Source organism: Pseudomonas monsensis (assembly GCF_014268495.2).
GTDB lineage: Bacteria > Pseudomonadota > Gammaproteobacteria > Pseudomonadales > Pseudomonadaceae > Aquipseudomonas > Aquipseudomonas monsensis.
Map to the genome: position 1 here is coordinate 5,838,636 of NZ_CP077087.1, position 24,955 is coordinate 5,863,590.

Below are 24,955 nucleotides of genomic sequence, written 5' to 3' on the forward strand. Positions count from 1 at the left end.
GTCAGTTGACCGTGACCTGACCGAGGGCGGCTTTCGCTTCCTGGGCCTGATGCTGCGGCGCGTAGACCTGAGTGAAACGCACCGGCGGCAGGTTGAACTGGCCCTTCTGTGAGAAACGCACCAGATGGCGCAGACGCAACTCGCCGCTCAGCGCATCGACCGGCACCGCGTAGGCCAGTTGCCCCGGCTCGAAGCGCGCCTTCTCCAGCGCGGTCGGCTCGGTGCCGTCCTTGCCCTGCAACTTGATACCCCACGTCGTGCGCTCGACATCGGCGCCGGGTGGCAGCGGTACTTCGAGCATGCCGTAGCGCAGCGGTTTGGGTGCTTTGCTGGTGAGGATTACTTCGTCCAGGTACAGGCTGTCGCTGGACAGCGGTTTAGTGCCGACCGGCTCCAGCTTGAAGGTGAACGCTTCGTCGCCCGGCACCAGTCGCGACAGGCGCCGGGTGATGGTCACGGCCATTGGATCGACCGCCGGTTGCCGGGTCTGGAAACTCAGCGCCGCGCGCAGCGGACGCTCTTGCGTACCGGACACCGTCAACACGCTCGGCACCGGTGTCGCACCCTGCCACGTCCAGAACATCTCACCGGTTGCACCGTAGTTTTTCTTCCAGCCTTCACCCGGCGTCAGTGCGATGGTCGGCGAAGCCTGGGTGATGCTGCGTTGCAACCAGCTCAGCGCCAGGGCGCGTTCGAGGGTCGATTGTTGTGGCAGCAGACGTTGCAACAACGCCGTCGCCCGCGCCTGATCGAACGGCTGCAGTGACAGGTTCAGCGCTTCGGCAAACGGCTGCGAACTGACCGCCAGACGCTGTTGCGCCGCACCGACCTGACGATTGAACGCCTCCGGCAGCGCCACTTTCGCCTGGGTCGCCAGCGACGCGGTCAACACCCGCGCCGCCGCCAGACCGAGCGCCGAGTCCGGGTCGCTCATCACCAGGCTGTCTTCGCCAGCGCCCATCAGGGTTTCGGCGTTGCCCTCACCGGCCTTGGCCAGATCCTCCATCAGACCGCTGAGCAAGGTGTTCACCGGCAAATGCATCTGCTTGGCAAACGACAGAATCAGCGCCCGTTGCAGCAATGGCGTGTTCGGCGCTTGCTTGGCGTACACCTCCAGCACGCGCTGCCAGTGCTCCGGCGGCAGGGTCAGCTCCAGCACCTGACTGGCGTTCCAGTCGGCGTAGTAGGCATAGGCAGTAAGGAACGCATCCGGCTCGCCGTCATAACCCCACCAGGTGAAGCTCGCCGACGGCCCGGCCATTTGCACCAGACGCAGCCGGCTGTTCTGCATGATCAGACGCAAGCGATCACGGATCTGCGGGCTCGACGCCAGCGATGGATAAGCAATGCTCAGCGGCAGCAAACGGCTGGCGGTCTGCTCAACGCCGCCGTACGGGTAGCTCAGCAGATCATCAAGGGCGGAACGGAACAACGCTTGCGGACTGTCATCCAGACGCAGGCGAATGTCGGTGGCGTCGGCTGGCAGGCTCAGCGGGGTATCGCCGCTGGCGACGTCGAGGCTTTGGGTTTGCGTGACTTGCCAGCCATCACCGGTGGCGCTCAGGCGCACGGCCAAAGCGTCAGCGGTTTTGCCGTCCTGCACCAGTTCGGCAGTCAACTCCCCCGCGGCCAGGGCGAACGCCGGCAGCGGCAGATAGTTGATGCCGTTGTTCAGAGTTACCGGCAGGCGTTGTTCGGCGCCGGCGTAATGGGTGACCAGCTCAGCCTTGACCGGTTTCTCGGCCTGACTGAAGGCGAATACGCCGAGTTGCGGCTGATCGCCCTTACGGAATGTGCTCGGCCCGCTCCACTTCAGGTACAGCGGTTTTTCCGAACGGACGAACTGCTTCTTCTGCCCGACCTGACCGTCATCGGCAATGGCCCGCGCGGTGATGCGCCAGCGAGTCAGTGAGTCCGGCATCTTGAAGGTGAAACGGGTTTTGCCGTCAGCACCGGTGAGCAACTCTGGCTGCCAGGCGGCGGTGTCGACGTCTTCACGACGCGGACGCTCCAACACTTTCACTCCGCGTTCACTGCGGTTGGCCTTGCCCGGCGCGCCAGGGCTGCCCGGCAACGCGACGTCGTAACTGATGAACGACAGGCTGGCGCTGGTGCGCACGTTGTTGCGACGCGGGTGATAGAAGAACTGGTCAATGGTCGGCGCGACTTCCGGTTGCAGCGCATAGACCATTTCATCGACCACGCTGACGGTCAGGTGCGCCGGCACCGCTTTGCCGGCGAACTGGGTGGTCAGGTCGACGGTGACGGTTTCGCCCGGCTGATACACCGCCTTGTCGGTGCTGATTGCCACGTCGATTTGCGGCGCGACCACCTTGATCCCGGCGTTCTGGAAGCTGTACTGACCGCCCTTGGTGTACAGCACCGAGAAGGTCAGGTTCGGCGCGAAGTTGTCCTTCACCGGAATGCGTGCGCGGTATTGGGTGTCACTGAGTTTTTCCAGCTTCAGCCAGTCGCCGCCCTTGGCCAGCAGCGCGGTGGCTTCGACCTTGTCGCGCTCCAGCGACAGCAGTGCATCGCTGACCGGCTCCGGGAACGTGATCAGCGCCAGCGCTTCATCGCCGGCCTTGTACTCGGGCTTGTCGAGGACGATTTCCACAGTGCCCGGCACCGCTTTGACGCCCTCACCCGTGACCGAATGGCCGGTGGCGCCGAGGACGCGACCGTGCTGATCTTTCAGCGTCAGGTTGTAAGTGCCCGGACGTTCGAAGGTGATGCTGAAGCCCTTGTCCGTCGCCGCCAGTTTGCCTTCACCGGTGCTCTGGTCTTCCAGACGCACCCAGCCGTAACTGCTCGGGGTCACTGCTTTGCTCTGCTCGCTGCCGCCCTCGTTGGCGTAGCTGAACGCGACTTTGTCGTTGACCGCGCTGAAACGTTGCGGCGCGTTCAAACGGAAGCTCGCGGCGCCACGATCAATGAGGATTTCCTTGGTGGTCTTGACCCGATACGCCGCACCATCGCTGGCGAATACGGTAAGCATGTAGCGGCTCGGTTTGTCGGCGGCCGGCAAGTCGAGGGTCGCATTGCCCTTGCTGTCGGTGGTCAGTTCAGTGCTGGTCAGTTCCACCGGGAATTGCCCGAGGTATTGCAGCTCGTTATCGACCATCGACAATTGCTGGGCACGCAGGCTCAGGGTCAGTTTGGCGTTGGCCACCGGTTTGCCGTCCGGGTAGAGCAGCACCAGGCTGCCTTTGACCGGCTCGCCGGTGCGGTAATCCTGTTTGGCCAGGTTCAGCGAAATCTCGAAGTGCGGCTTGATGTACTCGGCGACACGGAAAGCACTGCTGTAAGCCTGATCCTTATAGTTGAAACGGATCTCGTAACCACCGGCCACGGCGTTGTCCGGCAGCTGGAAACGGCCTTGGGTGCCGGCCTTGGAATCGAGTTTCAGGTCGAGGTGCTGCAGCTCGGTGCCAGTAGCGTCGAGCACGCTGACGGTGACATCCGCCGCGCCAGGCAACACCGAATCCCGCGCATTCTTGAACTCGCGACCAACGATTTTCAGCGACACCCAGTCTCCCGGGCGATACAGCGGCCGGTCGGTGAAGGCATAGAGTTTGGTGTCGTAGATTTCGCTGTCGTAATAGAAGTTCTCGGAGACGAACACTCCGCCCTCTTCGTCTTCGCCGATCACGAACGAACGCTCGGGGCTGACGTGTTTCAGGCGCAACAAACCATCGGCATCGGTGGCGCCGCTGCTCATCACACCGAGGCCGTCGGTCCACAGCACGTTGACCTTCGGCACCGAACTGCCTTCGTGTTTGCGCGCGGCCCAGACCAGCAATTCATCACCGGCAATCTTGCTCACCGCCACGGTGTTGGAAACGAAGACCATGGTGGTCGCGCGGTACTTGCCGATCAGCGCTTCAACCAGATACAGGCCCGGCTTCAACTGGCCCAACGGGATGTAGACGTTACCCGGTGCGACGCTGACGAAGTCGCTGGACGAGCCGGCCAGATTGACCCCGGCCGGCGGCTGGATCGGCTTGGCCTGCCACAGCGGATAGCGGAACTGGCTGACTACCGGCAAACCCGGAATCAAGGCGAATTGCGGCTGCGCGTCGTAAGGCGTCGGCGCGACCATGGCGTTGCCCATCTTCAGTTCCGGCACTTCCTCGGTGACTTGCTTGCGCGACTCGTAGGAGAACGCGCGCTGCATCACCCGGCGGGATTTGCGGTACCAGTTGTCCCACAGGTACGCGAGGGTGTTGGACAGGCCTTCGCCCTTGAACTGGCCGTCGCTGACCACACGGTGCAGATTCTTCTGGCGCTTGAGGAAGTCCAGCGGCTTGTCGATGCGGTACACGCGAATGTCGGCGCCGCCATAAGGCTCCATGCGGAAGCGGCGATAGTCGCGGCCCGGTGCTTCGAGGCGCACCATCGCCTGTTCGTCCGCCGCGAAACTGCTGTCGGCGAGCAGGAAGAAGCTTTCACCGGAGACCGGCGTGTAGCCGCTCGGCTCCACCGAATCTTCAGCGTTGACGGTCGCCAATGGCAGCAACAGCGCCAGCAGCAGGGGAATTCGAGCGCAGAGTCGCAACATGCGGGCACCGGTCATTGGGAGAGAAAGTTCAGTCGATAGACGCCGATGAAGTTGGGGTTGGCTGCGTCGGGTATCCATCGGGTGTCCTTCCATGTCATGAGTTGCTGCAGGCTTGCCGAACGCATGCCGTTGTCAGTGGGGGTGGTCGTGCCGGTGTGATAGGCGATGTAGCGGCCCATCCAGATCATCAGGTGCTGGTCGTCGCCCTGATCGAAAAACATCAGGTCGCCGGGGCGCGCCTGAGACACGTCGCGGCTGACCAGATGGCTGTTGAACTGAATCAGTTTGATCGCGTTGACGTACGGCCCGACCTTGCCGCCGCCCTGCTGCCATTGCTGGGCGAGCTTGCGCTGCTCATCGCTCAGCGACAGCTCCGGCGGCAGGTAGCGATTGGACAGGCCGTTGCTGCGCAGCCACTTGTCGTCATGGACTTTCAGCGCTTCGTTGGCGGCGAAACGCACCAGTCCGGCGCAGTCCTGCTGATACCAGCGCGGGCTCGGGCCCTGACTCAGTTGCTCCTGAGCGATGCGCACGAACCAGGCGCGGAACACCTGTGATTGCGCCGGATCGAGCGCCGGCGCTTCGATGGCACGAGCGCCCGCACTGAGCAACAGCGCGAGCAGGCCGAGGCTGCGGATCAATGCCGTCACAGCGCTTTCCATTCCAGCGGCAGCCATTGCCAGTGGCCGTCAGGCTCGCTGCCTTGCGGCAGGGTCAGGGCGTATTTGCCGTAGCCGCCGAGGGTGCGCAGTTTCGGGATCAGGTAGGTTTGCGCGGCGTTGTAGAACACCGGCTCCATGTCCTGCGGCAGGCTGTCGAGGGTTTCGTGTTGCATCAGTTGCGCCATCGAGTCCGGGCCGAAGTAGATCGGCATCAGCACGTCTTTGGGCAGCACGTCGGCCATCGGCGGGAAGCGCTTGTCGAGGGTGCCGAGGGCCTTGTCGACCAGTTTGTCGTCGAGGGAAAACAGCAGCGTCGAACCATGACGGGCGAGGCTGACTTTCATGAAGGCGCGGCCGCTGATCGCGTCCGGGTTTTCGGCAGTTTTTGCCGCGTAAGGGCCGAAGTTCGAGCTGACCTGGCGCTGCCAGACGTGGTTCTGGCCTTCCTGCTTCTCGACCACCGGGAACACGCTTTCTGCAACGTTGGGTTCGAAAGCGCCGACCATCGAGCCGAACAACTTGCCGAGATCGCCATCAAGCTTGCTGCTGTCTTCGTCCTTCAGGCTCGCCACCAGCAAAGGTGTGTACAGCCGCGAATCGGCGTACCAGCACAGGCCCGCCGCGCCGGCCACGTGCTCGGTAAGGGTCTGCGCCACGGCCTCTTCGGCGCCCAGTTTCACCAGCAATGGTTTCTGCGGTTCGGCGGCCACCGGCAGGGTCACGCAGGCACTGGCACCGAGCGGCATGGCTTGCCACACCGGTTTGAAATCGAAGTCCGGCTGGTTATCCAGCTCATCCATGGCGAGGTAGCTGTGCCAGCCCTTGTCGTCCATGTCGAAACGCAGGCCGGCGAAGTTCGGAATAAAGCGCTGATAGCCCATGGCAAGGACGCTGGCGTTGACCGACAGACGCTGTTTGGTTTCCGGGGTTTTCGCCGGCAGACCGAACGCTTCAGGGAACAGTTTTTCGCCATTGAGCAGCGCCGCCAGCGCTTGTGGCGAGACGTGGCCCGATTCTTCAGACGCACCGCTTTGCGGGTCGTAGTACTTGGCCGGGTTGGACACCACCACCAGTTTGTCGCCGTGGGAAGCGAACAGCAGGGCTTTGCTGGCGTTGTAGGTCAGTTGGTACAGCGGCACCGTATCGCCACCGACCTTGAGTTCGCCCATCTGACTGAGCTGCGTGTCATCCAGCGCAACTTTCGCCAGCGGCTCCAGCAGTTTTGCCAGCCCGCCACGATCCATTACCAGCAGGAAATCCTTGAGCCGGCCATCAGCACCACGCCACAGCGCCACATCGGCCGGTTGATCGAAAAGCTGTTCGATCAGGCTGTCCTGCAGTTTCAGATCATGCTCGTAGATGATCCGGCGCAGACTGCCGATCAGGCCGAGGCGGTCAGCGTGAGTTTCGTAATAGAAGACGAAATCCTCGGTGAGCGTGGCCTTGAGGAACGGCACCGTCAGCAGGTCCTTGGGCAACTGGCTCAGGGAGCGGGTTTCCAGCAGCGCATCGGGGCGGCTCAGGCCGAGTTTGTCGCTGGCCAGTGCAGCGGGCGGCAACTTGGGTTTGTGCAGCAGCCAGCCGAGCCCACCGGCCGCGCCGGCCACCAGGGCCAGGCCGATCAGCAGCGCCGGCCAGCGCCGGGAAGGTTGGCCGGCAGGTGTCGGGACGGCCGGAGAAGCAGCGTTATCACTCATGTTCACAAAACCCGAAGTTCATCCGTGGTGCGGGATGCTTAATAGTTGAAAGTCTTGACCAGCAGCAGATCACCGATCGCCCGCAGGGGCACGATGAATGTTTCGCGTTTTTCGTCGACCGTGTTTTCGTTGAGCACCAGCGTGATCTGCGAGGTGATGACCTCGTTCTGATTGCTCGCCTCCTCGAAGTTATAGCCGCCGTCGCCGAAGTTGCCCCAATAGTTGACGTAAACCAGATAAGTGCCATGCAGCGGCGCGGTCATGGTGAACATTTCCGGGCCGGGGCCATCGACGCCGTCCGGATCGAGCCCGCCGCCGTTGGTCAGCGCCGTGTGGGCGAAGAACGCATGCTGGCCGTCCGGCGTGATGATGTGCAGATCGAGTTCGGCCTTGGGATCGTCCCAGCCCAGTACCACGCGGATCTTCGCCGGGGTGCGCAGGTTGTTCGCTTCATAGAACTGCACGCGCTTGAGCGACTGGCCCTCGGCGCTGCGCACTTCGACACTGTTGGAGCCGGCGCCGAACGCATACGGCCGGGCGAAACGCCCATCATCGTCGGTGTACAGATTCAATGGATTGCCGTTCACCGCCAGCGTGTGCGGCCCGCGCTGATTGCCGATGGCCTTGAGCTGGCCCTGAATCATCGTGCGATTGCGCTGAATGCCACGGTCGATCGGCGGCGTGGGGTAAGCGACTTGCGGGTTTTCACTGCGGTCGAGCAGGCCGTGGTAACGCCAGCCACCGGACGGTTCCGACAGTTCAGCATTCGGTGCCGCGAGCAGCGCAGGCGCGCAGGCCAGGCCAATCAGCAGCCAAAGAAATGAACGCATGTAATGCCTCCTGCCATGCCTGAACGAAACCTTGCACCCGATCCTCGGTACTTCACAGCGGTGGAAACTGCGTTTCGTCTGAAAGACCCGTGACTGCCGGGTCGTAGAAGGCGCGAAGATTAGCGATTCGGCAGTTTTTTAACAATCGGATACATCTGCATTTGCGGTGGGAATCACGCAGTTTTGTTGAGCGTGAGCCGAATACGCCTCAGCCCCGACATTTCACATTAACTTTGTGGCGAGGGGATTTATCCCCGCTCGGCTGCGCAGCAGTCGTAAAACCGGCGACTTCGATTTTCCTGAGAGTATCGGTTGTCTGATTCCAGGGTTGCTGCGCAACCCAACGGGGATAAATCCCCTCGCCACAGGGTTATGTGCGCGGCTTTGGACGGGGCACCTCATTTGCCCATAAACCCCCTATCTGCTAGTGTCGCGCCGGTTTAACGTCAACCGGAAACTGCCGCCATGGCCCGCAAAAAAGCTGCACTGGATTTCGAACAGTCCCTCGCCGACCTGCAAACACTGGTCGAGCGTCTGGAGAACGGTGAATTGTCGCTGGAAGACTCGCTGACCGCTTTCGAGCAGGGCATCGGCCTGACCCGTGACTGCCAGGCAGCGCTGGCCCAGGCCGAGCAGAAAGTGCAGGTGCTGCTCGAGCGCGATGGCGAACTCGCCGAGGAACCCTTCGACGCGGAACAGCCAGAATGATTGCGGCGTATTCGGCGACCAGCCAGGCCAGGGTCAATGCGGCACTGGAAACCCTGTTCAACGCCCCGTTGCCGCAATTGGCACGCCTCTACGAAGCCATGCGCTACAGCGTGATGAACGGCGGCAAACGCGTGCGGCCGCTGCTTGCCTATGCGGCGTGCGAAGCGCTCGGCGGCAAGGCTGAGCAGGCCAATGGCGCAGCCTGCGCGGTTGAATTGATTCACGCCTATTCGCTGGTGCACGACGACTTGCCGGCGATGGACGACGACGATCTGCGTCGCGGCCAGCCCACCACCCACAAGAAATTCGACGAAGCCTGCGCGATCCTTGCCGGTGACGGTTTGCAGAGCCTGGCCTTCAGCGCCCTGCTCGACCCGCGCCTGAGCGACCTCGACGCCGACATCCGTCTGCAACAGGTCACGGCGCTGGCGCACGCGGCAGGCCCGGCGGGCATGGTCGGCGGTCAGGCCATCGACCTCGGTTCGGTCGGTCTGAAGCTCGACCAGCAAGCCCTTGAACAGATGCATCGGCACAAAACCGGGGCGCTGATCGAAGTCAGCGTCAAGCTCGGCGCCCTCGCCAGCGGCCGTGCCGAACCGGATGAACTCAAGGCCCTGCAGACTTATGCACAGGCCATCGGTCTGGCCTTCCAGGTGCAGGACGACATCCTCGACGTCGAAAGCGATACCGAAACCCTCGGCAAACGCCAGGGCGCCGACATCGCGCGCGACAAGCCGACCTACCCGGCCCTGCTCGGTCTCGACGCGGCCAAGGCCTACGCCCTGGAACTGCGCGACCAGGCCCTGCACGCCCTGCGACCGTTTGACGCGGCAGCCGAGCCCTTGCGCGAGCTGGCCCGGTATATCGTCGAGCGGCGCAACTGACGGCGAATCAGCCAAAAAAGACCAACGCGTGGGCAGGGGGCGATGCATCAGGTAAACTGCCGCATCTTTTATACCTATAACGATTCGCCTGATGCCCACGACGTTTCATGAGATTCCCCGCAAGCGCCCGACCACGCCCCTGCTCGACCGCGCGAACACGCCGGACGGCCTGCGCCGGTTAGGCGAAGCCGAGCTGGAAACCCTGGCCGATGAGTTGCGCCTGGAATTGCTCTACACGGTCGGCCAGACCGGTGGGCATTTCGGTGCAGGCCTGGGCGTCATCGAGCTGACCATCGCGTTGCATTACGTGTTCGACACCCCGGATGACCGGCTGGTGTGGGACGTGGGTCATCAGGCGTATCCGCACAAGATCCTCACCGGTCGTCGCCAGCGCATGGAAACCCTGCGCCAGAAGGACGGCATCGCTGCCTTTCCGCGTCGCGCCGAGAGCGAGTACGACACCTTTGGCGTCGGCCACTCCAGCACCTCGATCAGTGCCGCGCTGGGCATGGCGATTGCCGCCCGCCTGCAAAACAGCGATCGCAAGGCGATCGCGGTGATCGGCGACGGCGCGTTGACCGCCGGCATGGCCTTCGAGGCGCTGAACCACGCGCCGGAAGTGAACGCCAACATGCTGGTGATCCTCAACGACAACGACATGTCGATCTCGCGCAACGTTGGCGGGCTGTCGAATTATCTGGCGAAGATTCTTTCCAGCCGTACCTACGCGAGCATGCGTGAGGGCAGCAAGAAAGTCCTGTCGCGCCTGCCCGGTGCCTGGGAAATCGCCCGTCGCACCGAAGAATACGCCAAGGGCATGCTGGTTCCCGGCACCCTGTTCGAAGAGCTGGGCTGGAACTACATCGGCCCGATCGACGGCCACGACCTGCCGACCCTGATCGCCACCCTGCGCAACATGCGCGATCTGAAAGGCCCGCAGTTCCTGCACATCGTCACCAAGAAAGGCAAAGGTTTCGCCCCGGCGGAAGTCGATCCGATCGGTTACCACGCGATCACCAAACTCGAACCTCTGGATGCTCCGGCCGCTGCGCCGAAAAAGGCCAGCGGGCCAAAGTATTCGGCGGTGTTCGGCGAATGGCTGTGTGACATGGCGGCGGCTGACCCGCGTCTGGTCGGGATCACCCCGGCGATGAAGGAAGGCTCGGACCTGGTGGCGTTCAGCGAACGCTTCCCGCTGCGCTACTTCGACGTGGCCATTGCCGAACAGCACGCCGTGACGTTCGCCGCCGGCATGGCCTGCGAAGGCGCCAAACCGGTGGTGGCGATCTACTCGACGTTCCTGCAACGCGGCTACGACCAGTTGGTGCATGACGTCGCGGTGCAAAACCTCGACGTGCTGTTCGCCATCGACCGCGCCGGTCTGGTGGGCGAAGACGGCCCGACTCACGCCGGCAGCTTCGACCTGTCGTACCTGCGCTGCATCCCGGGCATGGTCATCATGACCCCGAGCGATGAAAACGAACTGCGCAAGATGCTCACCACCGGCCACCTGTACAACGGCCCGGCGGCAGTGCGTTACCCGCGCGGCACCGGCCCGAATGCGACCATCGACAAGGATCTCGAGCCGATCGAAATCGGCAAAGGCATCGTCCGTCGTCAGGGCAGTAAAGTCGCTCTGCTGGTGTTCGGCGTGCAACTGACCGAAGCCCTGAAAGTCGCCGAGAAGCTGGATGCGACCGTGGTCGACATGCGCTTCGTCAAGCCACTGGATGAGGCACTGGTGCGCGAGATCGCCGCTGGCCACGAGCTGCTGGTGACGATCGAAGAGAACGCGATCATGGGCGGCGCCGGTGGCGCGGTCAGCGAGTTCCTGGCGCGGGAAAACATCCTCAAGTCGATCCTGCACCTGGGCTTGCCGGACATCTACGTCGAGCACGCGAAGCCTGCGCAAATGCTGGCAGAGTGCGGGCTGGACGAGGCCGGCATCGAGGCCGCGATCCGCGAGCGTCTGCAACTGCTCAACCGCTAATCCGCTAACACACCGTCCCTGTGGGAGCGGGCTTGCCCGCGAAGAGGTTGGCACATCCAGCATCCATGTTGATTGTGCCGACGCTTTCGCGGGCAAGCCCGCTCCCACAGTGTTTTGTGCAGCTACGAAATCTGTGTACACCTGAAAGACCTACGGATCACCGATGAACCGCTCGTGCCTCGCCCTGCCCCTCCTCTTGCTGACGACCGCCAGCGCTTTCGCCGAGACCTTCGAACGCGACGAAGCCCTGAAACTGCCGGACACACTGATCTCCGCCAACCGCCAGGTCGAAGCGCGCAACGACAGCAGCGCGGCCAATACCGTGTTCACTCGCGAAGACATCGACCGCCTGCAACCGGGCAGCGTCACCGATCTGCTGCAACGGGTGCCGGGCGTGCAAGTGGCGCAGGCGGGAGGGCGCGGCAGTCTGCCAGGGATCTACATTCGTGGTACGCAGTCGGCGCAGAGTCTGGTGCTGGTCGACGGCCAGCGCATCGGCAGTTCGACTTCCGGCGACAGTAACCTGCAGCACCTGAACATCGACCAGATCGAGCGTGTTGAAGTGCTGCGTGGTTCGCGTTCAGTGATTTACGGCAGCGATGCGATTGGCGGGGTGATCCAGATCTTCACCCGACGCGGCACCGAGCAAAGTCTGCAACCGCGCCTGCACCTGGGCTTCGGCAGCCATCAGACCTGGGAACGCAGTCTGGGGCTTGCCGGCGGTGACGAGAAAACCCGTTTCAATCTTGGCGCCAGTCTCGATGAGACCGCCGGCCTCGACCGCACTCACGAGTCCTATCCCAGCGACAGCGATCACGACGCCTACCGCAACAAGTCCATCAGCCTGAGCCTCAGCCATGCGCTGACCGATGACATTGAAGTCGGCGCCAATCTGCTGGATAACCGTGGAAAGAGCGAGTTCGACAATCCGTTCGGCCGCTTCGACACAAGCACCTTAGCGTCGGTGCAGCAGCAGCCCTACAGCGACTTCAATGTCAGCAGTGTCAGCAGCTACGTCGATGCGCGAGTCAACGACGCCTGGAAAACCCGCGTCGAGTTCGGCCACACCGAAAACCGCGAGAAAACCCTCGACAAGCTCAGCGACGAGCGCACGGTGTTCAACACCTACCGCGATTCGGTGAACTGGCAGAACGACCTGACCCTGGATGCCCGCAACAGCCTGATCCTCGGCGGCGACTGGTACGAAGACCGGATCAACAGCAGCACCGCGTTCGATGAGAACAGCCGCTGGAACCGCGCCGCGTTCATCCAGCATCGGTACCAAGCCGACAGTTTTTCCACGGAACTCGGCCTGCGCCACGATGACAACCAGCAGTTCGGCGGCCAGAACACCTGGAGCGGCACCTTTACCCTGCCGCTGAACCCGAACAACGATCTGTTGCTCAGCTACAGCGAAGGCTTCCGCGCGCCGACCTTCAATGACCTGTATTACCCGGACTTCAGCAACCCGGCCCTGAAACCGGAAACCTCGAAAAGCTATGAGCTGCAATGGCGCAGCCAGTTGAGCGATAGCAGCCGCTTAGAGGCCTCGATCTATCGCACGGATCTGAAGAACGCGATTATCTCCGCCAACAATAAACCACCTGAAAACGTCGCCTCGGCGCGAATCAACGGCTTTGAAGCAGCGCTCAAGCAGGAGCTGTTCGGCTGGCAGAGCAACCTTGGCGTGGCGATCATCGACCCGCGTGATCGCGACACCGGGCACACCCTGGCTCGTCGCGCGCGGCGCACGATGAGTTGGGATCTGGATCGCCAGTTCGATCGACTGAGTCTGGGTGCCAGTTGGCAGGCGGTGAGCAGCAGCTACGACGACAAGGACAACACCCAGTCATTGGGCGGCTACGGCTTGATTGGCTTGCGGAGCAGTTGGGCGCTGAACCGCGAGATCAAACTGGATTTGAAGGTCGATAACCTGCTGGACAAGGGTTACAGCCGTGCACTGTACAGCTATGACGGCAGCCAGTATGGCTATCGCGAGGAAGGTCGGGCCTGGGTGTTTGGGGTGACCTGGACGCCGGGGCTCTAGACCTCGCCACAAAAATCAGCGTTGTGGCTGAAGGAGATGGCAAAGCTTGGCGGTCGCCTCGATCATCTGCCCGCTCGGGCGTTCCAGCCCCTTATCCGTGACCAACAGCAACTGCCCACGCGCCACCGCATCCACCTGCGACCAGGCTTTCCAGGCATCAAGCTGGGCCTGATCGCCGGCCAGAATCACCTCGGGATTGCGCTGCAACACCGCCTCGATACTGACCTGCGGCGCCGGCAGGCTCAGGTCGGCGAACACGTTGCGCGCGCCACACACCTCAAACGCATCGCTGATGATCTGCCCGCCACCGACGGTGTACAGCGGCTTGTCCCAGACTTGGTAGAACACCTTCAGCGGCGCGTCCCGGCGATAGTGTTGGCGCAGATCTTCGAGTTTGGCGCGCAACTGCGCCGCCAGTTTCACCCCTCGCTCAGGTCGCCCCAGTTGAGCGGCAATCGCTTCAATTTGCGCGGACAGCTGTTCAAGAGTGTGCGGTTCGGCGACATAAGTCGGAATATTCAGGCGTTTGAGCTGATCGCGTTGCGCCGGGCCGACACTGCCGGGCCACAACAGCAGCAAATCGGGCTTCAAACTGAGCAGGCGCTCCATGTCGAGCTGACCGTAGCGGCCCACTGACGGGACATCCTTGAGCGCCGCAGGACGCTCGCCGGCATCGAGCACGCCGACCAGCAGATCAGCCGAATCCAGCTCAACGACGATTTCAGACAGGGAAGGCGCGAGGCTGACCACCCGCAGGCTCGCCAGCACCGGGCCGGCGCAGGCCAGCAGCAGAACCGCCAGCCACAGACGGCGCATCAGCCGAGTTGACGCGGGATGCGATAGAGGTAGAACAGTATGGCGGTGGACAATGCCAGCAGCATCAACGGCACCGCTTCGAGGCCAACGAACACCGCCAGTGCACCGATCCACGCCGGCAGTGCGGCCACAAGAAACGCCGCACGACGGCGGGCCGCGAGGGCAATCCATGCAGCAGGCTCTTCGGCAGTGTCGAGGGCTTTTTGCGTGGCGATCAGCGCATGTTTGTAGCGGCCAAAAAACTTCAGGCTGACAAACATCGAAGCGACGCCCGCGATAAAGAACGGCATCGCCAACACCGGCAGAAGGCCCTCACCCTGACCGAACAGCAGGTTGAGTACGAACAGCGGCAGCAACGCCAGCGCCAGGTATTTCCACCAGTCGACCGCCAATCGGCGTCGTACCTGCCCCCTCGTCACGCGCGATCGACCTCGCCCTGATGCTCGTTGCCCATCATGTGGTCGAGTTTGCTGGCCTTGGTTGCCAGGTACAGCTTGTTGTGCGGGTTGTGCCCAGTGTGCAGCGGCACGCGCTCGGCAACGGTGATGCCCATGTCGGTCAAGGCTTTGACCTTGCGCGGGTTGTTGGTCATCAGGCGCAGCGACTTCACGCCCAGATGCTCGAGCATCGGCAGGCACATGGCGTAGTCGCGCTGGTCGGCAGCAAAGCCCAGGCGCTCGTTGGCTTCAACGGTGTCGGCGCCGCCGTCCTGCAATTCATAGGCGCGAATCTTGTTCAGCAGCCCGATGCCACGGCCTTCCTGACGCAGGTACAGCAACACGCCACGACCTTCACGGGCGATGGCCTTGAGCGCGCCTTCCAGTTGCGAGCCGCAGTCGCAACGCTGGCTGAACAAGGCGTCGCCGGTCAGGCATTCGGAGTGCAAACGGCCGAGTACCGGGGCACCGTCGGCAATGTCACCCAGGCTCAGCACAACGTGCTCGCGCCCGGTGCTTTCATCGAGAAAACCGTGCATGGTGAATTGCGCAAAAGGCGTGGGCAGCTTGGAAGCGGCGACAAAGACGACAGGCACCGGTGTGCTCCTGATCTGAAGAGTCTGAAAATTCGCAGGCGGGCATTGTAACAGCAGGTTCCTGCAGACGCTTAGGCTGAATTATCGGGCATAACGATCAAAAAGGTTGATAACACCGCCCCCAACATTTCTTTACCTGTGGGAGCTGGCTTGCCAGCGATGGCGTATCTGCCGCCATTGTGGTTACTGAGCCAACGCTATCGCTGGCAAGCCAGCTCCGACAAAACTCTTTATCAGCCGGTCAATCGCGTTCAATTTGCCTCGAACGGATACGGCTGCTTCCACTTCTCGAAAATCGGTTTCAGCTCACCACTGTTCACCAACTGCTCCATGCGCCTGTCGAACAGTGCCAGCAACGTGCGCGCCTGCGGCGTGTCGGCGAAGCACAGGTACAGCGGCAACTCGGCGATGTGGGTCTTGCGAAACTGCGCCGGATCCCTGGCCCGGCCAAGCACGTAATCGATTTCGGTCAGTGCGTCGATGTAGTAGTCGGCGCGGTTGTGGGTGAGCATCGACAGGATGCCGGTACGCCGGATGACTTCATTGTAGTTGCGCACATTGGGCAGGTATTTCTGATAGTCATAACCACGCACCCAGGCCAGTCGATAGCTGCCGAGTGTCTCGGGGGTCGGCGGCGGGTTGCTCGCAAGCCCCAGGGCATAGATGTGGTCGGTATCAAAATTCCAGCGCGGGTACAGCAGGTCGCTGGCCTCGTCATGATAGGAGCCGACGCACGCGTCGACTTCACCGCGCTCTGCCAGACCGACCGAGCGAGTGTAGGGCTCGCTGCGAATGTCGAGCTTCACCCCGGCAGGTTCGAACACCTTGCGCAGCACGTCCCAGCCCAGGCCATGACCGTCGGCGGCGGTGTAGTCTTCCCAGTCTTCGCTGGCCAGGTGGATGACCGACGGCGCGTGCGCGGCTTCCTGAGCACTGGCGACAGTGCCCAGCAAGATCAGAAAAACCAGCGCCAGCCAGCGTCGCGCCATCCTTAGTCTCCTCACTGAACCCGGACTCTCCGGATCAGGCGAAAATCCATACCAGTCCTTGCATCGCCAGCCAGGCAAACACGCCGGCCAGCACGTCATCGAGCATGATCCCGACGCCACCGTGGACATGCCGGTCGATCCAGCGAATCGGCCACGGCTTGAGAATGTCGAAGAAACGGAACATCAGGAAACCGGCCAGCAACCAGTACCAGCCTTCCGGCACCAGCCACAGGGTGATCCACATCCCGACCATCTCGTCCCAGACGATACCTTCGTGATCGTGTACCCGCAGATCGTCGGCGACCTTGCCGCACAGCCAGAAGCCGAACAGCATGGTGATCCCGAGCATCAGCCAGTAACCCCAGTCGGGCAACATCTGCCACAACGGGATAAAGGGTAGCGCAACTAACGAGCCCCACGTGCCCGGTGCTTTCGGCAAAGTGCCCGAACCGAAGCCGAACGCGAGGAAATGCCAGGGATTGCGCCAGACCGATGGCGGCACGAATTCGGCCGGAACCTGCTTCGGGTGATCTGTCACGGTGTCTCCTGAAAATGTTGATAGCCCCGGATTTGCGGGGTGATGTCGTGTCCTTCGCGATCCAGCAACGCCACGCCCTGCCCTTCACTGACACGGCCGATCACATGGATCGGCCAGCCGTCGGCCAGCAGCGCCGGCAACTCGACGGACGGCAGGGTGAAGGCCAGCACATAATCATCGCCACCACTCAACGCCGCACGCTCGGCGCCGCGCTGGCCTAGAAATGCCACTAGAGCATCCGACAACGGAACGCGCTCGCGTTCAATCTCGAGCCGCACCTTCGAGGCCAGGGCAATGTGGCCACAGTCGGCGAGCAAGCCATCGGAGATGTCCAGCGCTGAACGGGCCTTGCCGCGCAGGGCCTGTCCGAGGGCGAGTTGCGGCTGCGGCGACCAGTAGTGATCGAGCAGCGGCTGGGCGATATGCGGTTCGGCTTCACGCTGGCCCAGCACCAACGGCAAGGCGCCGGCGGCATTGCCCAGCTCACCGCCGACACACAACAGATCTCCCGGCTGCGCACCGCTGCGGGTCAACGCCTGACCGGCCGGAACACGCCCGAACACAGTGACCGTCAGACTCAACGGCCCGCGCGTGGTATCGCCGCCCACCAGCACGACGCCGCAGCTTTGCGCCATGCGGTTCAAGCCGCCGGCATAGGCTTGCAGCCAATCGGCGGTCACCGTCGGTACAGTCAGGGCGAGGGTAAAGGCAACGGGCGTGGCGCCCATGGCGGCCAGATCGCTGACCGCAACGGCCAGCGAGCGCTGACCGAGCAGAAACGGATCGCAGGGGTCGGCGAAATGCACACCGGCCACCAGCGTATCGGTAGAAATCGCCAGCTGTTCCCCCGGGGGAACCGCCAGCAAGGCGCAGTCGTCGCCGATCCCCAGTGCAACGCCCTCGCCGCCCTGCGCACAAGGCGCGGCGGCGAAGAAATTGCGGATCAGCTCAAACTCGCCCATGGCTGAGACAAAGAGTTCAAGCGCGGGTTAGCGCTTGAACGCCTTCACTTCAGCTTCACGCAGGCGCGGGGCCAGCTTGTCGAGCACGCCGTTGACGAACTTGTGGCCGTCGGTCGAACCGAAGACTTTCGCCAGCTCGATACCTTCGTTGATCACAACGCGATACGGCACGTCGACGCGCTTGAGCAGTTCCCAGGTCGACAGGCGCAACACGGCCAGTTCAACCGGGTCCAGCTCTTCGATCGCCAGATCCAGGCACGGCGTCAGGGCGTTGTCGATTTCGGTCTTGAACTGCGGAACCCCGTGGAGGATTTCGCGGAAGTAAGCACCGTCGACATCGGTGAAATCGTTATCAACGCGAAACTGCGCTTCGATCTCGTTCAGCGATTGCTTGGCCATGTGCCACTGGTACAGCGCCTGGGTCGCGAGCTGACGGGCTTCGCGACGCTTGACGCTTTTCGAGGGCTTGCCGGCATCCGCAGGTTTCGGATCGCGCGGGTTGAAACGATCGCTTTCGTCGCTAATCACTTGGCCTCCAACTGCGCCAGCAGGCTGACCATTTCCAGAGCGGACAGGGCAGCTTCGGCACCTTTGTTACCGGCTTTGGTGCCGGAACGTTCGATGGCTTGCTCGATGGAATCCACGGTCAGGACGCCGAACGCGACCGGAACGCCGAACTCCATGGACACCTGGGCCAGGCCCTTGGTGCACTCGCCTGCCACGTATTCGAAGTGCGGGGTGCCGCCACGAATGACCGCGCCGAGGGCGATGATGGCTGCGAACTCACCTTTCTGGGCGACTTTCTGCGCAACCAGCGGGATTTCGAAGGCGCCAGGTGCGCGGATGATGGTGATGTCGCTTTCGCTCACGCCATGGCGAACCAGGGCATCAACTGCACCGCTGACCAGGCTTTCAACGACGAAGCTGTTGAAACGGCCCACTACCAGAGCGTAGCGGCCTTTAGGGGCGATGAAGGTACCTTCGATGGTCTTCAGGGTCATTCGTCAGTTCTCTTAAAGAGCCGGGACGCGTCTGCTACGCGTCCCTCAGTGATTTATTTGCCGCGAATCGGAGACCGGAAACAACCGGTCATTATTCGGAGGGCACGTATTCTACAACTTCCAGATCGAAACCGGATATCGCATTAAATTTCATTGGCGCAGACATCAGGCGCATTTTGCGCACACCGAGGTCACGCAGGATCTGCGAACCGGCACCGACGATGCTGTAAGTGGTCGGTTTTTTCGGCGCTGCCTGCTCACCGGTTTCACGGATATGTGCCAGCAGCACGTCGCCATCGAGCGGGTGACCAAGCAACAACACTACACCGCTGCCGGCCTCGGCAACCGCAGCCATCGCGGCGCGCAGGCTCCAGCGGCCCGGTTGCTTGACCATCAGCAGGTCGCGCAGCGGGTCCATGTTGTGCACGCGAACCAGGGTCGGCTCTTCGGCGCAGACATTGCCCAGGGTGAGGGCCATGTGCACGTCGCCTTCCACCGAATCACGATAGGTCACCAGGTTGAATTGGCCCAGTTCGCTGTCCAGTGGCTGCTCGGCAATCCGCTGAACGGTACGTTCGTGGATCATCCGGTAGTGAATCAGGTCGGCGATGGTGCCGATCTTGATGTTGTGTTCGGCGGCGAACGCTTCCAGCTCGGCACGACGGGACATGGTGCCGTCGTCATTCATCACTTCACAGATCACGCCGCTCGGCTCGAAACCGGCCATGCGTGCCAGGTCGCACGCTGCTTCGGTGTGGCCGGCGCGGGCCAGGGTGCCACCGGCCTGAGCCATCAGCGGGAAGATGTGGCCCGGGCTGACGATGTCTTCGGCCTTGGCGTCCTTGGCGGCAGCCGCTTGCACGGTGCGAGCACGGTCGGCGGCGGAGATACCGGTGGTGACGCCTTCGGCGGCTTCGATCGACACGGTGAACTTGGTGCCGAACCCGGAACCGTTGCGCGGTGCCATCAGCGGCAGCTTCAACAGTTCGCAGCGCTCGCGGCTCATCGGCATGCAGATCAGGCCACGGGCGTGCTTGGCCATGAAGTTGATGTGCTCGGCCTTGCAGCACTCGGCGGCCATGATCAGGTCGCCTTCGTTCTCGCGGTCTTCGTCATCCATGAGGATGACCATCTTGCCTTGGCGGATGTCTTCAACCAGTTCTTCGATGCTATTGAGCGCCACAAGGCACCCCCTTCAGTCAGGATTTGAGATAGCCGTTGGCGGCCAGAAAGCTTTCAGTGATCGCGCCACCCGATGCAGGCTCAGCGGCTTTGTCACCCAGCAACAGGCGCTCCAGATAACGCGCCAGCAAGTCGACTTCCAGGTTCACCCGGCGACCTGGCTTGTAGGACGCCATGATGGTTTCGCTCAGGGTGTGCGGAATGATCGTCAGCAGAAATTCGGCGCCATCGACCGCGTTCACGGTCAGGCTGGTGCCGTCGACGGTGATAGAGCCTTTATGGGCGATGTACTTGGCCAGTTCCTTCGGCGCACGGATACGAAATTCCACGGCGCGGGCATTGTCGCTGCGCGAGACCACTTCGCCGACACCGTCGACGTGACCGCTGACCAGATGCCCACCGAGACGGGTGGTCGGGGTCAGGGCTTTCTCCAGATTGACCGGGCTGCCGCTTTTCAGGTCGTTCATGGCCGTGCAGTCCAGCGTTTCACGGCTGACGTCGGCGGCAAAGCCGTTGCCCGGCAGTTCAACGGCAGTCAGGCACACGCCGTTGACCGCGATGCTGTCGCCGAGTTTGACGTCGCTCAGGTCGAGCTTGCCGGTTTCGACGTGCACCCGTACATCACCGCCCTTGGGGGTCAGTGCACGGATACTGCCGATGGATTCGATGATGCCGGTAAACATGGGGTTCTCCTTGAGAACGAAGCCAGCGCTAAGGCGATGGCCGGGAATTATACGCTCGCCGAACGGACCGGCGTCGCAGTGACTCGCCAGTCATCGCCAACCGCGCGAATCTCGGTGATTTTCAGTTCGGGAGCGTCCTTCATATAGGCCAGCGGCCAGTCCAGTAGCGGACGCGCCGTGGAGCCGAGGAACTTGCCGGCGATGAAGATCACGAATTCGTCGACCAGACCGAGCTGGGCAAACGCCCCCGCCAGACGCGGGCCGGCCTCGACCAGCACCTCGTTGACGCCACGGTTGGCCAGTTCGATGAGCAGTTGATGCAGATCGACCTGACCGTCATCACCCGGCACGATCAGGCATTCCGGGCCGTTGGCGTACTGCTCTTCCACCGCCATACACGTGGCGACCAGCGCCGGACCGGCCTTGAAGAACGGCGCATCGAGCGGCACCCGCAGGCGCCCGTCGATCAGCACCCGCAGCGGCGGACGGCTCATGGCCAACGCGGTTTGCCCGGCATCCAGGCCCAACTCGTCGGCGCGCACGGTCAGGCGAGCGCCGTCAGCCAGTACGGTGTCGGCGCCGGTCAGCACCACGCTGGCCTGAGCGCGCAGACGCTGCACCGCCGAACGGGCGGCCGGGCCGGTGATCCATTGGCTCTCGCCGCTGTCCATCGCCGTGCGACCGTCCAGACTCATCGCCAGCTTGACCCGCACAAACGGCAAGCCGTGTTCCATGCGTTTCAGGAAACCTTGATTGAGCAGGCGCGCCTCGGCTTCCAGCACACCGCTTTCAGTGGCAATGCCGGCATCGGCCAGACGCTGCAAGCCACGCCCGGCAACTTGCGGGTTCGGATCACGCATCGCTGCGACCACCCGGCCCACCCCGGCATTCACCAATGCGTCGGCGCACGGCGGCGTGCGGCCGTGATGGCTGCACGGTTCAAGGGTGACGTAAGCCGTCGCGCCGCGGGCCAGTTCACCGGCGGCGCGCAGGGCGTGGACTTCGGCATGGGGTTCGCCGGCGCGCTCGTGGAAGCCTTCGCCGACAATTTGCCCGTCACGCACGATCACGCAGCCAACCCGTGGATTGGGATGGGTGGTGTAGTGGCCCTTGCGCGCCAGTTCCAGCGCGCGAGCCATGAAGTGCGCGTCGAGGATGGCCTGCTCGGCGGCGCGGGTCATTCTTTCACCGGTTCGCGGGCGAGGCGGTCGATTTCTTCGCGGAACTCGTTGAGGTCCTGGAAGCGCCGGTACACCGAAGCGAAACGGATGTAGGCGACTTCATCGAGTTTTTGCAGCTCGGCCATCACCAGTTCGCCGACCACGAGGGATTTGACCTCGCGCTCGCCGGTGGCGCGCAGCTTGTGCTTGATGTGGACCAGAGAAGATTCGAGGCGCTCGACGCTCACCGGACGTTTCTCCAGGGCGCGTTGCATGCCGGCGCGCAGCTTTTCTTCGTCGAACGGTTGGCGGCTGCCGTCGGTTTTGATCAGGCGCGGCAACACCAGTTCGGCCGTCTCGAACGTTGTGAAACGTTCGCCGCAGGCCAGGCATTCACGCCGGCGGCGCACCTGTTCGCCCTCGGCGACCAGACGGGAGTCGATGACCTTGGTGTCGTTGGCACCGCAGAAGGGACAGTGCATGGTGGCTGGCAACAAAAAAAGGGAGGGCCATGGTAGCGCATCCCGGTGGCAAGACAAGCCATAGGCTTTGCGGTATACAGAACGGCATGATCGTTTGATCCATGGATTTCATTTTGCTGGAGCATCCAATGCCGTTACGTCCGCTCGTTTTGCTCAGTCTTTTCAGCCTGCTGGTGGCCTGTGGCAGCGATGCACCCAAGCCGCAGCCGCCAACGCCCGGCCCGGCGCCGCAGCAAGCGCAGAAAAAAGCCAAAGAGGCTGCCGAACTTGGCCCGCTGCCGGCCTATCAACGGGAACTGAGCGGCACCCTTCAGGGTGTTCCGGCCGGTGCCGAAGTCGAGCTGGCGCTGCTGGTGATCGATGCAAAGGATCGCCCACAACAACTGCTCGCCAGTTCCAGCCTGATCGGCAACAACCAGATCCTGCCGTTCCGCCTGCGCTTCAACCCGGACGCCTTCCCTGCCGGTGCGCGGGTTGAACTGCGTGGCCGCGCCAGCCAGTCCGGCCAGTTGATTTTGCATCTGCCGTCGCAAACCATCACCCAGCCAACGACTCAGGCGCTGGGTCAGCTGCAATTTGTCAAAGCACCATGAATGCACCGCTCGACCTGCAACAGGCGTTAGGTGGGTTGCTCGGCGACGCCAGACTCAAGGTCTGTGCGTTGCCGGACACCGATTTGCAGTTGTGGCTGATCGACGGCGACAACATGGATCGCGAATTCAGTCAGGAAGAAATCCAGCGAATTCTGCACGAGCCACCCTATTGGGGGTTCTGCTGGGCCAGCGGTCTGGCAGTGGCGCGTTATCTGGCGGAGTTTCCACAGTGGGTGCGCGGCAAGCGCGTGCTGGATTTCGGCGCCGGTTCCGGGATTGCCGGAATCGCGGCGGTCAAGGCCGGAGCGCTGGAAGTGGTGGCTTGCGATCTCGATCCGCTGGCGATCTCCGCGTGCCGGGCGAATGCCGCGCTGAATAATGTCGAGATGAGCTATTCGACAGATTTCTTTGCCGAGGCCGATCGGTTTGATCTGATTCTGGTGGCGGACGTGTTGTACGACCGGGCGAATCTGCCGCTGCTCGATGCGTTTTTAAGTCGTGGTCGGGAAGCGTTGGTGGCGGATTCGCGGGTTCGGGATTTTCGGCATCCGTTGTATGAGCGGATTGAAATGCTAGAGGCGATGACGTTGCCGGACCTGGCGGAGCCCGAAGAATTCAGACATGTCAGCCTCTACCATGCGCGACGTTAGCTAAAAGCTTCGCGAGCAGGCTCGCTCCCACAGTTCATAAATCCCCTGCTCGCGAAAGCGTCCTGTCAGGCAACACACCTCTCAAAGGCTGACCGCTTCCGGCCACACCCCGCCAAGCCGTATAGTTGCCCCATTCACGTTTTTACGAGATCCCCCATGAGTCAGCAAACGCCGTACATCTTCGACGCCACGACTGCCGATTTCGACCAGTCGGTGATCGAAGCTTCCTTCAATAAACCGGTGCTGGTGGATTTCTGGGCCGAGTGGTGTGCGCCGTGCAAGGCATTGATGCCGATGCTGCAAGGCATCGCCGAGAGCTATCAGGGCGAACTGCTGCTGGCCAAGGTCAACTGCGACATCGAACAGGACATCGTTGCCCGTTTCGGTATTCGCAGCCTGCCGACCGTGGTGCTGTTCAAGGACGGTCAACCGGTGGACGGTTTTGCCGGCGCGCAGCCGGAATCCGCCGTGCGCGCCCTGCTCGAACCGCACGTGCAGATGCCGCCGCCGGCCGCCGCCGATCCGTTCGAACAGGCTCAGGCGTTGTTCGATGACGGGCGTTATGCCGATGCCGAAGCGGCGCTGGTGGTCCTGCTCACTGAAGACAACACTAACGCCAAGGCGCTGATTCTCTACGCGCGCTGCCTGACCGAACGCGGCGAGCTGGACGAAGCGCAAACCGTGCTCGACGCCGTCAAGAGTGACGAGCACAAGGCGGCGCTGGCCGGGGCCAAGGCGCAGATCAAGTTTCTTGGGCTGGCTCGCGATCTACCGGACGCTGCCGACCTCAAGGCGCGCCTGGCACAGAACCCGCAAGACGACGAAGCGGTGTATCAACTGGCGATTCAGCAACTGGCGCGCCAGCAATATGAGGCAGCGCTGGAGGCCTTGCTGAAGTTGTTTATCCGCAACCGCAGCTATGGCGAAGGATTGCCGCACAAGACGTTGCTGCAGGTGTTCGAGTTGCTGGGCAACGATCACCCGCTGGTGACTGCGTACCGTCGCAAGGTGTTTGCGGCGCTTTATTGAGATCAAAAGACCGCAGCCTGCGACAGCTCCTGCATGGGATTGGCATTCACCCTGCAGGAGCTGCCGCAGGCTGCGATCCTTTGCGGTCTACTCTATCCAGCTGTAGAGCGGCGTATCCCCGCCACTGACCACTTTCACCTGCGAACTATGGCGCAGGCGCACCAGCAAGCGCTTGCCCGCCGCTGCGCTACCGGTCAGCCCTTCCAGTTGATCAAGCAAATCCGGACCGCTGAGTTGCCCGGCCTTGCGCAACAAATCTTTCGCCACCTGCCACAGCGCCTCGTCCTGGTTCAGCGGTTTCGCTGCTGGCGCTGCCGCCATTTCCGGCTGAGCCGGCGCCGGCACATTCAGGGCTGATCCGAGCCGCGCCCAATCGCTGTCATCCAGTTCCACCGTCAAGTCCACCGGCACCTCGCCGACGGTTCCGCGTATCCGCACCATTGAGTTCGCTCCCGCAC

24 protein-coding genes are annotated in these 24,955 nt (G+C 62.5%); 7 read left to right on the top strand and 17 right to left on the bottom strand.

Going from position 1 to position 24,955, the window contains the following annotated elements:
* Position 1 precedes the first annotated feature (1 nt).
* From HV782_RS25810 to HV782_RS25825, 4 genes are read right to left on the bottom strand one after another with little or no spacing between them, the layout of a single operon-like run.
* The gene (locus HV782_RS25810; RefSeq protein ID WP_186746116.1) at positions 2-4,576 is read right to left on the bottom strand and encodes an alpha-2-macroglobulin family protein; all 4,575 of its coding nucleotides are present in this window, start codon (positions 4,574-4,576) and stop codon (positions 2-4) included.
* The gene (locus HV782_RS25815) at positions 4,573-5,223 is read right to left on the bottom strand and encodes a DUF1175 domain-containing protein (protein WP_158834261.1); all 651 of its coding nucleotides are present in this window, start codon (positions 5,221-5,223) and stop codon (positions 4,573-4,575) included. Before HV782_RS25815 ends, HV782_RS25810 begins: the two co-directional genes overlap by 4 nt.
* Positions 5,208-6,920, bottom strand: a complete 1,713-nt coding sequence (locus HV782_RS25820; protein ID WP_186746115.1) for a DUF2138 domain-containing protein — start codon at positions 6,918-6,920, stop codon at positions 5,208-5,210. The genes HV782_RS25815 and HV782_RS25820 overlap by 16 nt, the downstream gene beginning before the upstream one ends.
* Positions 6,921-6,958: 38 nt before the next feature.
* On the bottom strand, positions 6,959-7,750 hold the full coding sequence (locus HV782_RS25825; protein ID WP_186746114.1) for a YfaP family protein: 792 nt from the start codon (positions 7,748-7,750) through the stop codon (positions 6,959-6,961).
* A 465-nt stretch (positions 7,751-8,215) separates the two neighbouring features.
* Here HV782_RS25825 and HV782_RS25830 point away from each other — a divergent pair, with 465 nt between their 5' ends.
* From HV782_RS25830 to HV782_RS25845, 4 genes are all read left to right on the top strand, one after another.
* Positions 8,216-8,458, top strand: a complete 243-nt coding sequence (locus HV782_RS25830) for an exodeoxyribonuclease VII small subunit (protein ID WP_003228627.1) — start codon at positions 8,216-8,218, stop codon at positions 8,456-8,458.
* Entirely contained in the window at positions 8,455-9,342 is an 888-nt protein-coding gene (gene ispA / locus HV782_RS25835) for a (2E,6E)-farnesyl diphosphate synthase (RefSeq protein ID WP_123463771.1), read from the top strand. The genes HV782_RS25830 and ispA overlap by 4 nt, the downstream gene beginning before the upstream one ends.
* Before the next feature lie 91 nt (positions 9,343-9,433).
* The gene (gene dxs / locus HV782_RS25840) at positions 9,434-11,332 is read left to right on the top strand and encodes a 1-deoxy-D-xylulose-5-phosphate synthase (RefSeq protein ID WP_186746113.1); all 1,899 of its coding nucleotides are present in this window, start codon (positions 9,434-9,436) and stop codon (positions 11,330-11,332) included.
* 163 nt (positions 11,333-11,495) lie between these two features.
* Positions 11,496-13,379: a TonB-dependent receptor domain-containing protein gene (locus HV782_RS25845; protein ID WP_186746112.1), complete on the top strand. Its 1,884-nt coding sequence runs from the start codon at positions 11,496-11,498 to the stop codon at positions 13,377-13,379.
* A gap of 15 nt (positions 13,380-13,394) precedes the next feature.
* On the opposite strand, the gene HV782_RS25850 is transcribed toward HV782_RS25845, so the two are convergent.
* The 12 genes from HV782_RS25850 to nrdR all read right to left on the bottom strand — a co-directional run bounded on the left by HV782_RS25850 (position 13,395) and on the right by nrdR (position 22,225).
* On the bottom strand, positions 13,395-14,195 hold the full coding sequence (locus HV782_RS25850) for a cobalamin-binding protein (protein WP_186746111.1): 801 nt from the start codon (positions 14,193-14,195) through the stop codon (positions 13,395-13,397).
* On the bottom strand, positions 14,195-14,614 hold the full coding sequence (locus HV782_RS25855) for an MFS transporter (protein ID WP_186746110.1): 420 nt from the start codon (positions 14,612-14,614) through the stop codon (positions 14,195-14,197). The genes HV782_RS25850 and HV782_RS25855 overlap by 1 nt, the downstream gene beginning before the upstream one ends.
* The gene (gene ribA, locus HV782_RS25860; RefSeq protein WP_123463762.1) at positions 14,611-15,228 is read right to left on the bottom strand and encodes a GTP cyclohydrolase II; all 618 of its coding nucleotides are present in this window, start codon (positions 15,226-15,228) and stop codon (positions 14,611-14,613) included. Before ribA ends, HV782_RS25855 begins: the two co-directional genes overlap by 4 nt.
* Before the next feature lie 251 nt (positions 15,229-15,479).
* Positions 15,480-16,217: a substrate-binding periplasmic protein gene (locus HV782_RS25865; RefSeq protein WP_123463760.1), complete on the bottom strand. Its 738-nt coding sequence runs from the start codon at positions 16,215-16,217 to the stop codon at positions 15,480-15,482.
* Between the two features lie 34 nt (positions 16,218-16,251).
* Positions 16,252-16,755 (bottom strand): phosphatidylglycerophosphatase A family protein, encoded by a 504-nt coding sequence (locus HV782_RS25870; RefSeq protein ID WP_003228639.1) that lies wholly within the window; start codon positions 16,753-16,755, stop codon positions 16,252-16,254.
* Positions 16,752-17,717, bottom strand: a complete 966-nt coding sequence (gene thiL, locus HV782_RS25875; protein WP_186746109.1) for a thiamine-phosphate kinase — start codon at positions 17,715-17,717, stop codon at positions 16,752-16,754. Before thiL ends, HV782_RS25870 begins: the two co-directional genes overlap by 4 nt.
* 27 nt (positions 17,718-17,744) lie before the next feature.
* The gene (gene nusB / locus HV782_RS25880) at positions 17,745-18,245 is read right to left on the bottom strand and encodes a transcription antitermination factor NusB (protein WP_123448286.1); all 501 of its coding nucleotides are present in this window, start codon (positions 18,243-18,245) and stop codon (positions 17,745-17,747) included.
* Positions 18,242-18,718 (bottom strand): 6,7-dimethyl-8-ribityllumazine synthase, encoded by a 477-nt coding sequence (gene ribH / locus HV782_RS25885; RefSeq protein WP_003228649.1) that lies wholly within the window; start codon positions 18,716-18,718, stop codon positions 18,242-18,244. Before ribH ends, nusB begins: the two co-directional genes overlap by 4 nt.
* Positions 18,719-18,809: 91 nt before the next feature.
* Complete coding sequence (ribBA, locus tag HV782_RS25890; protein ID WP_123463756.1) at positions 18,810-19,901, bottom strand: bifunctional 3,4-dihydroxy-2-butanone-4-phosphate synthase/GTP cyclohydrolase II; 1,092 nt, start codon at positions 19,899-19,901, stop codon at positions 18,810-18,812.
* Between the two features lie 16 nt (positions 19,902-19,917).
* Complete coding sequence (locus HV782_RS25895; RefSeq protein WP_186746108.1) at positions 19,918-20,583, bottom strand: riboflavin synthase; 666 nt, start codon at positions 20,581-20,583, stop codon at positions 19,918-19,920.
* 47 nt (positions 20,584-20,630) lie between these two features.
* Positions 20,631-21,764: a bifunctional diaminohydroxyphosphoribosylaminopyrimidine deaminase/5-amino-6-(5-phosphoribosylamino)uracil reductase RibD gene (ribD, locus tag HV782_RS25900; RefSeq protein WP_186746106.1), complete on the bottom strand. Its 1,134-nt coding sequence runs from the start codon at positions 21,762-21,764 to the stop codon at positions 20,631-20,633.
* Positions 21,761-22,225, bottom strand: coding sequence for a transcriptional regulator NrdR (nrdR, locus tag HV782_RS25905; protein WP_003228656.1), 465 nt, complete (start codon positions 22,223-22,225; stop codon positions 21,761-21,763). The genes ribD and nrdR overlap by 4 nt, the downstream gene beginning before the upstream one ends.
* 128 nt (positions 22,226-22,353) lie before the next feature.
* Here nrdR and HV782_RS25910 point away from each other — a divergent pair, with 128 nt between their 5' ends.
* The 3 genes from HV782_RS25910 (at position 22,354) to trxA (ending at position 24,497) form a co-directional block, all read left to right on the top strand.
* On the top strand, positions 22,354-22,818 hold the full coding sequence (locus HV782_RS25910; RefSeq protein WP_158956861.1) for a YbaY family lipoprotein: 465 nt from the start codon (positions 22,354-22,356) through the stop codon (positions 22,816-22,818).
* Positions 22,815-23,468, top strand: coding sequence for a class I SAM-dependent methyltransferase (locus tag HV782_RS25915; protein WP_186746104.1), 654 nt, complete (start codon positions 22,815-22,817; stop codon positions 23,466-23,468). Before HV782_RS25910 ends, HV782_RS25915 begins: the two co-directional genes overlap by 4 nt.
* 156 nt (positions 23,469-23,624) lie before the next feature.
* On the top strand, positions 23,625-24,497 hold the full coding sequence (trxA, locus tag HV782_RS25920) for a thioredoxin (RefSeq protein WP_123463748.1): 873 nt from the start codon (positions 23,625-23,627) through the stop codon (positions 24,495-24,497).
* 87 nt (positions 24,498-24,584) lie between these two features.
* Here the strand turns inward: trxA and HV782_RS25925 are convergent, their stop codons facing one another.
* Positions 24,585-24,938, bottom strand: a complete 354-nt coding sequence (locus HV782_RS25925) for a hypothetical protein (RefSeq protein WP_123463746.1) — start codon at positions 24,936-24,938, stop codon at positions 24,585-24,587.
* Between the last annotated feature and the right edge of the window lie 17 nt (positions 24,939-24,955).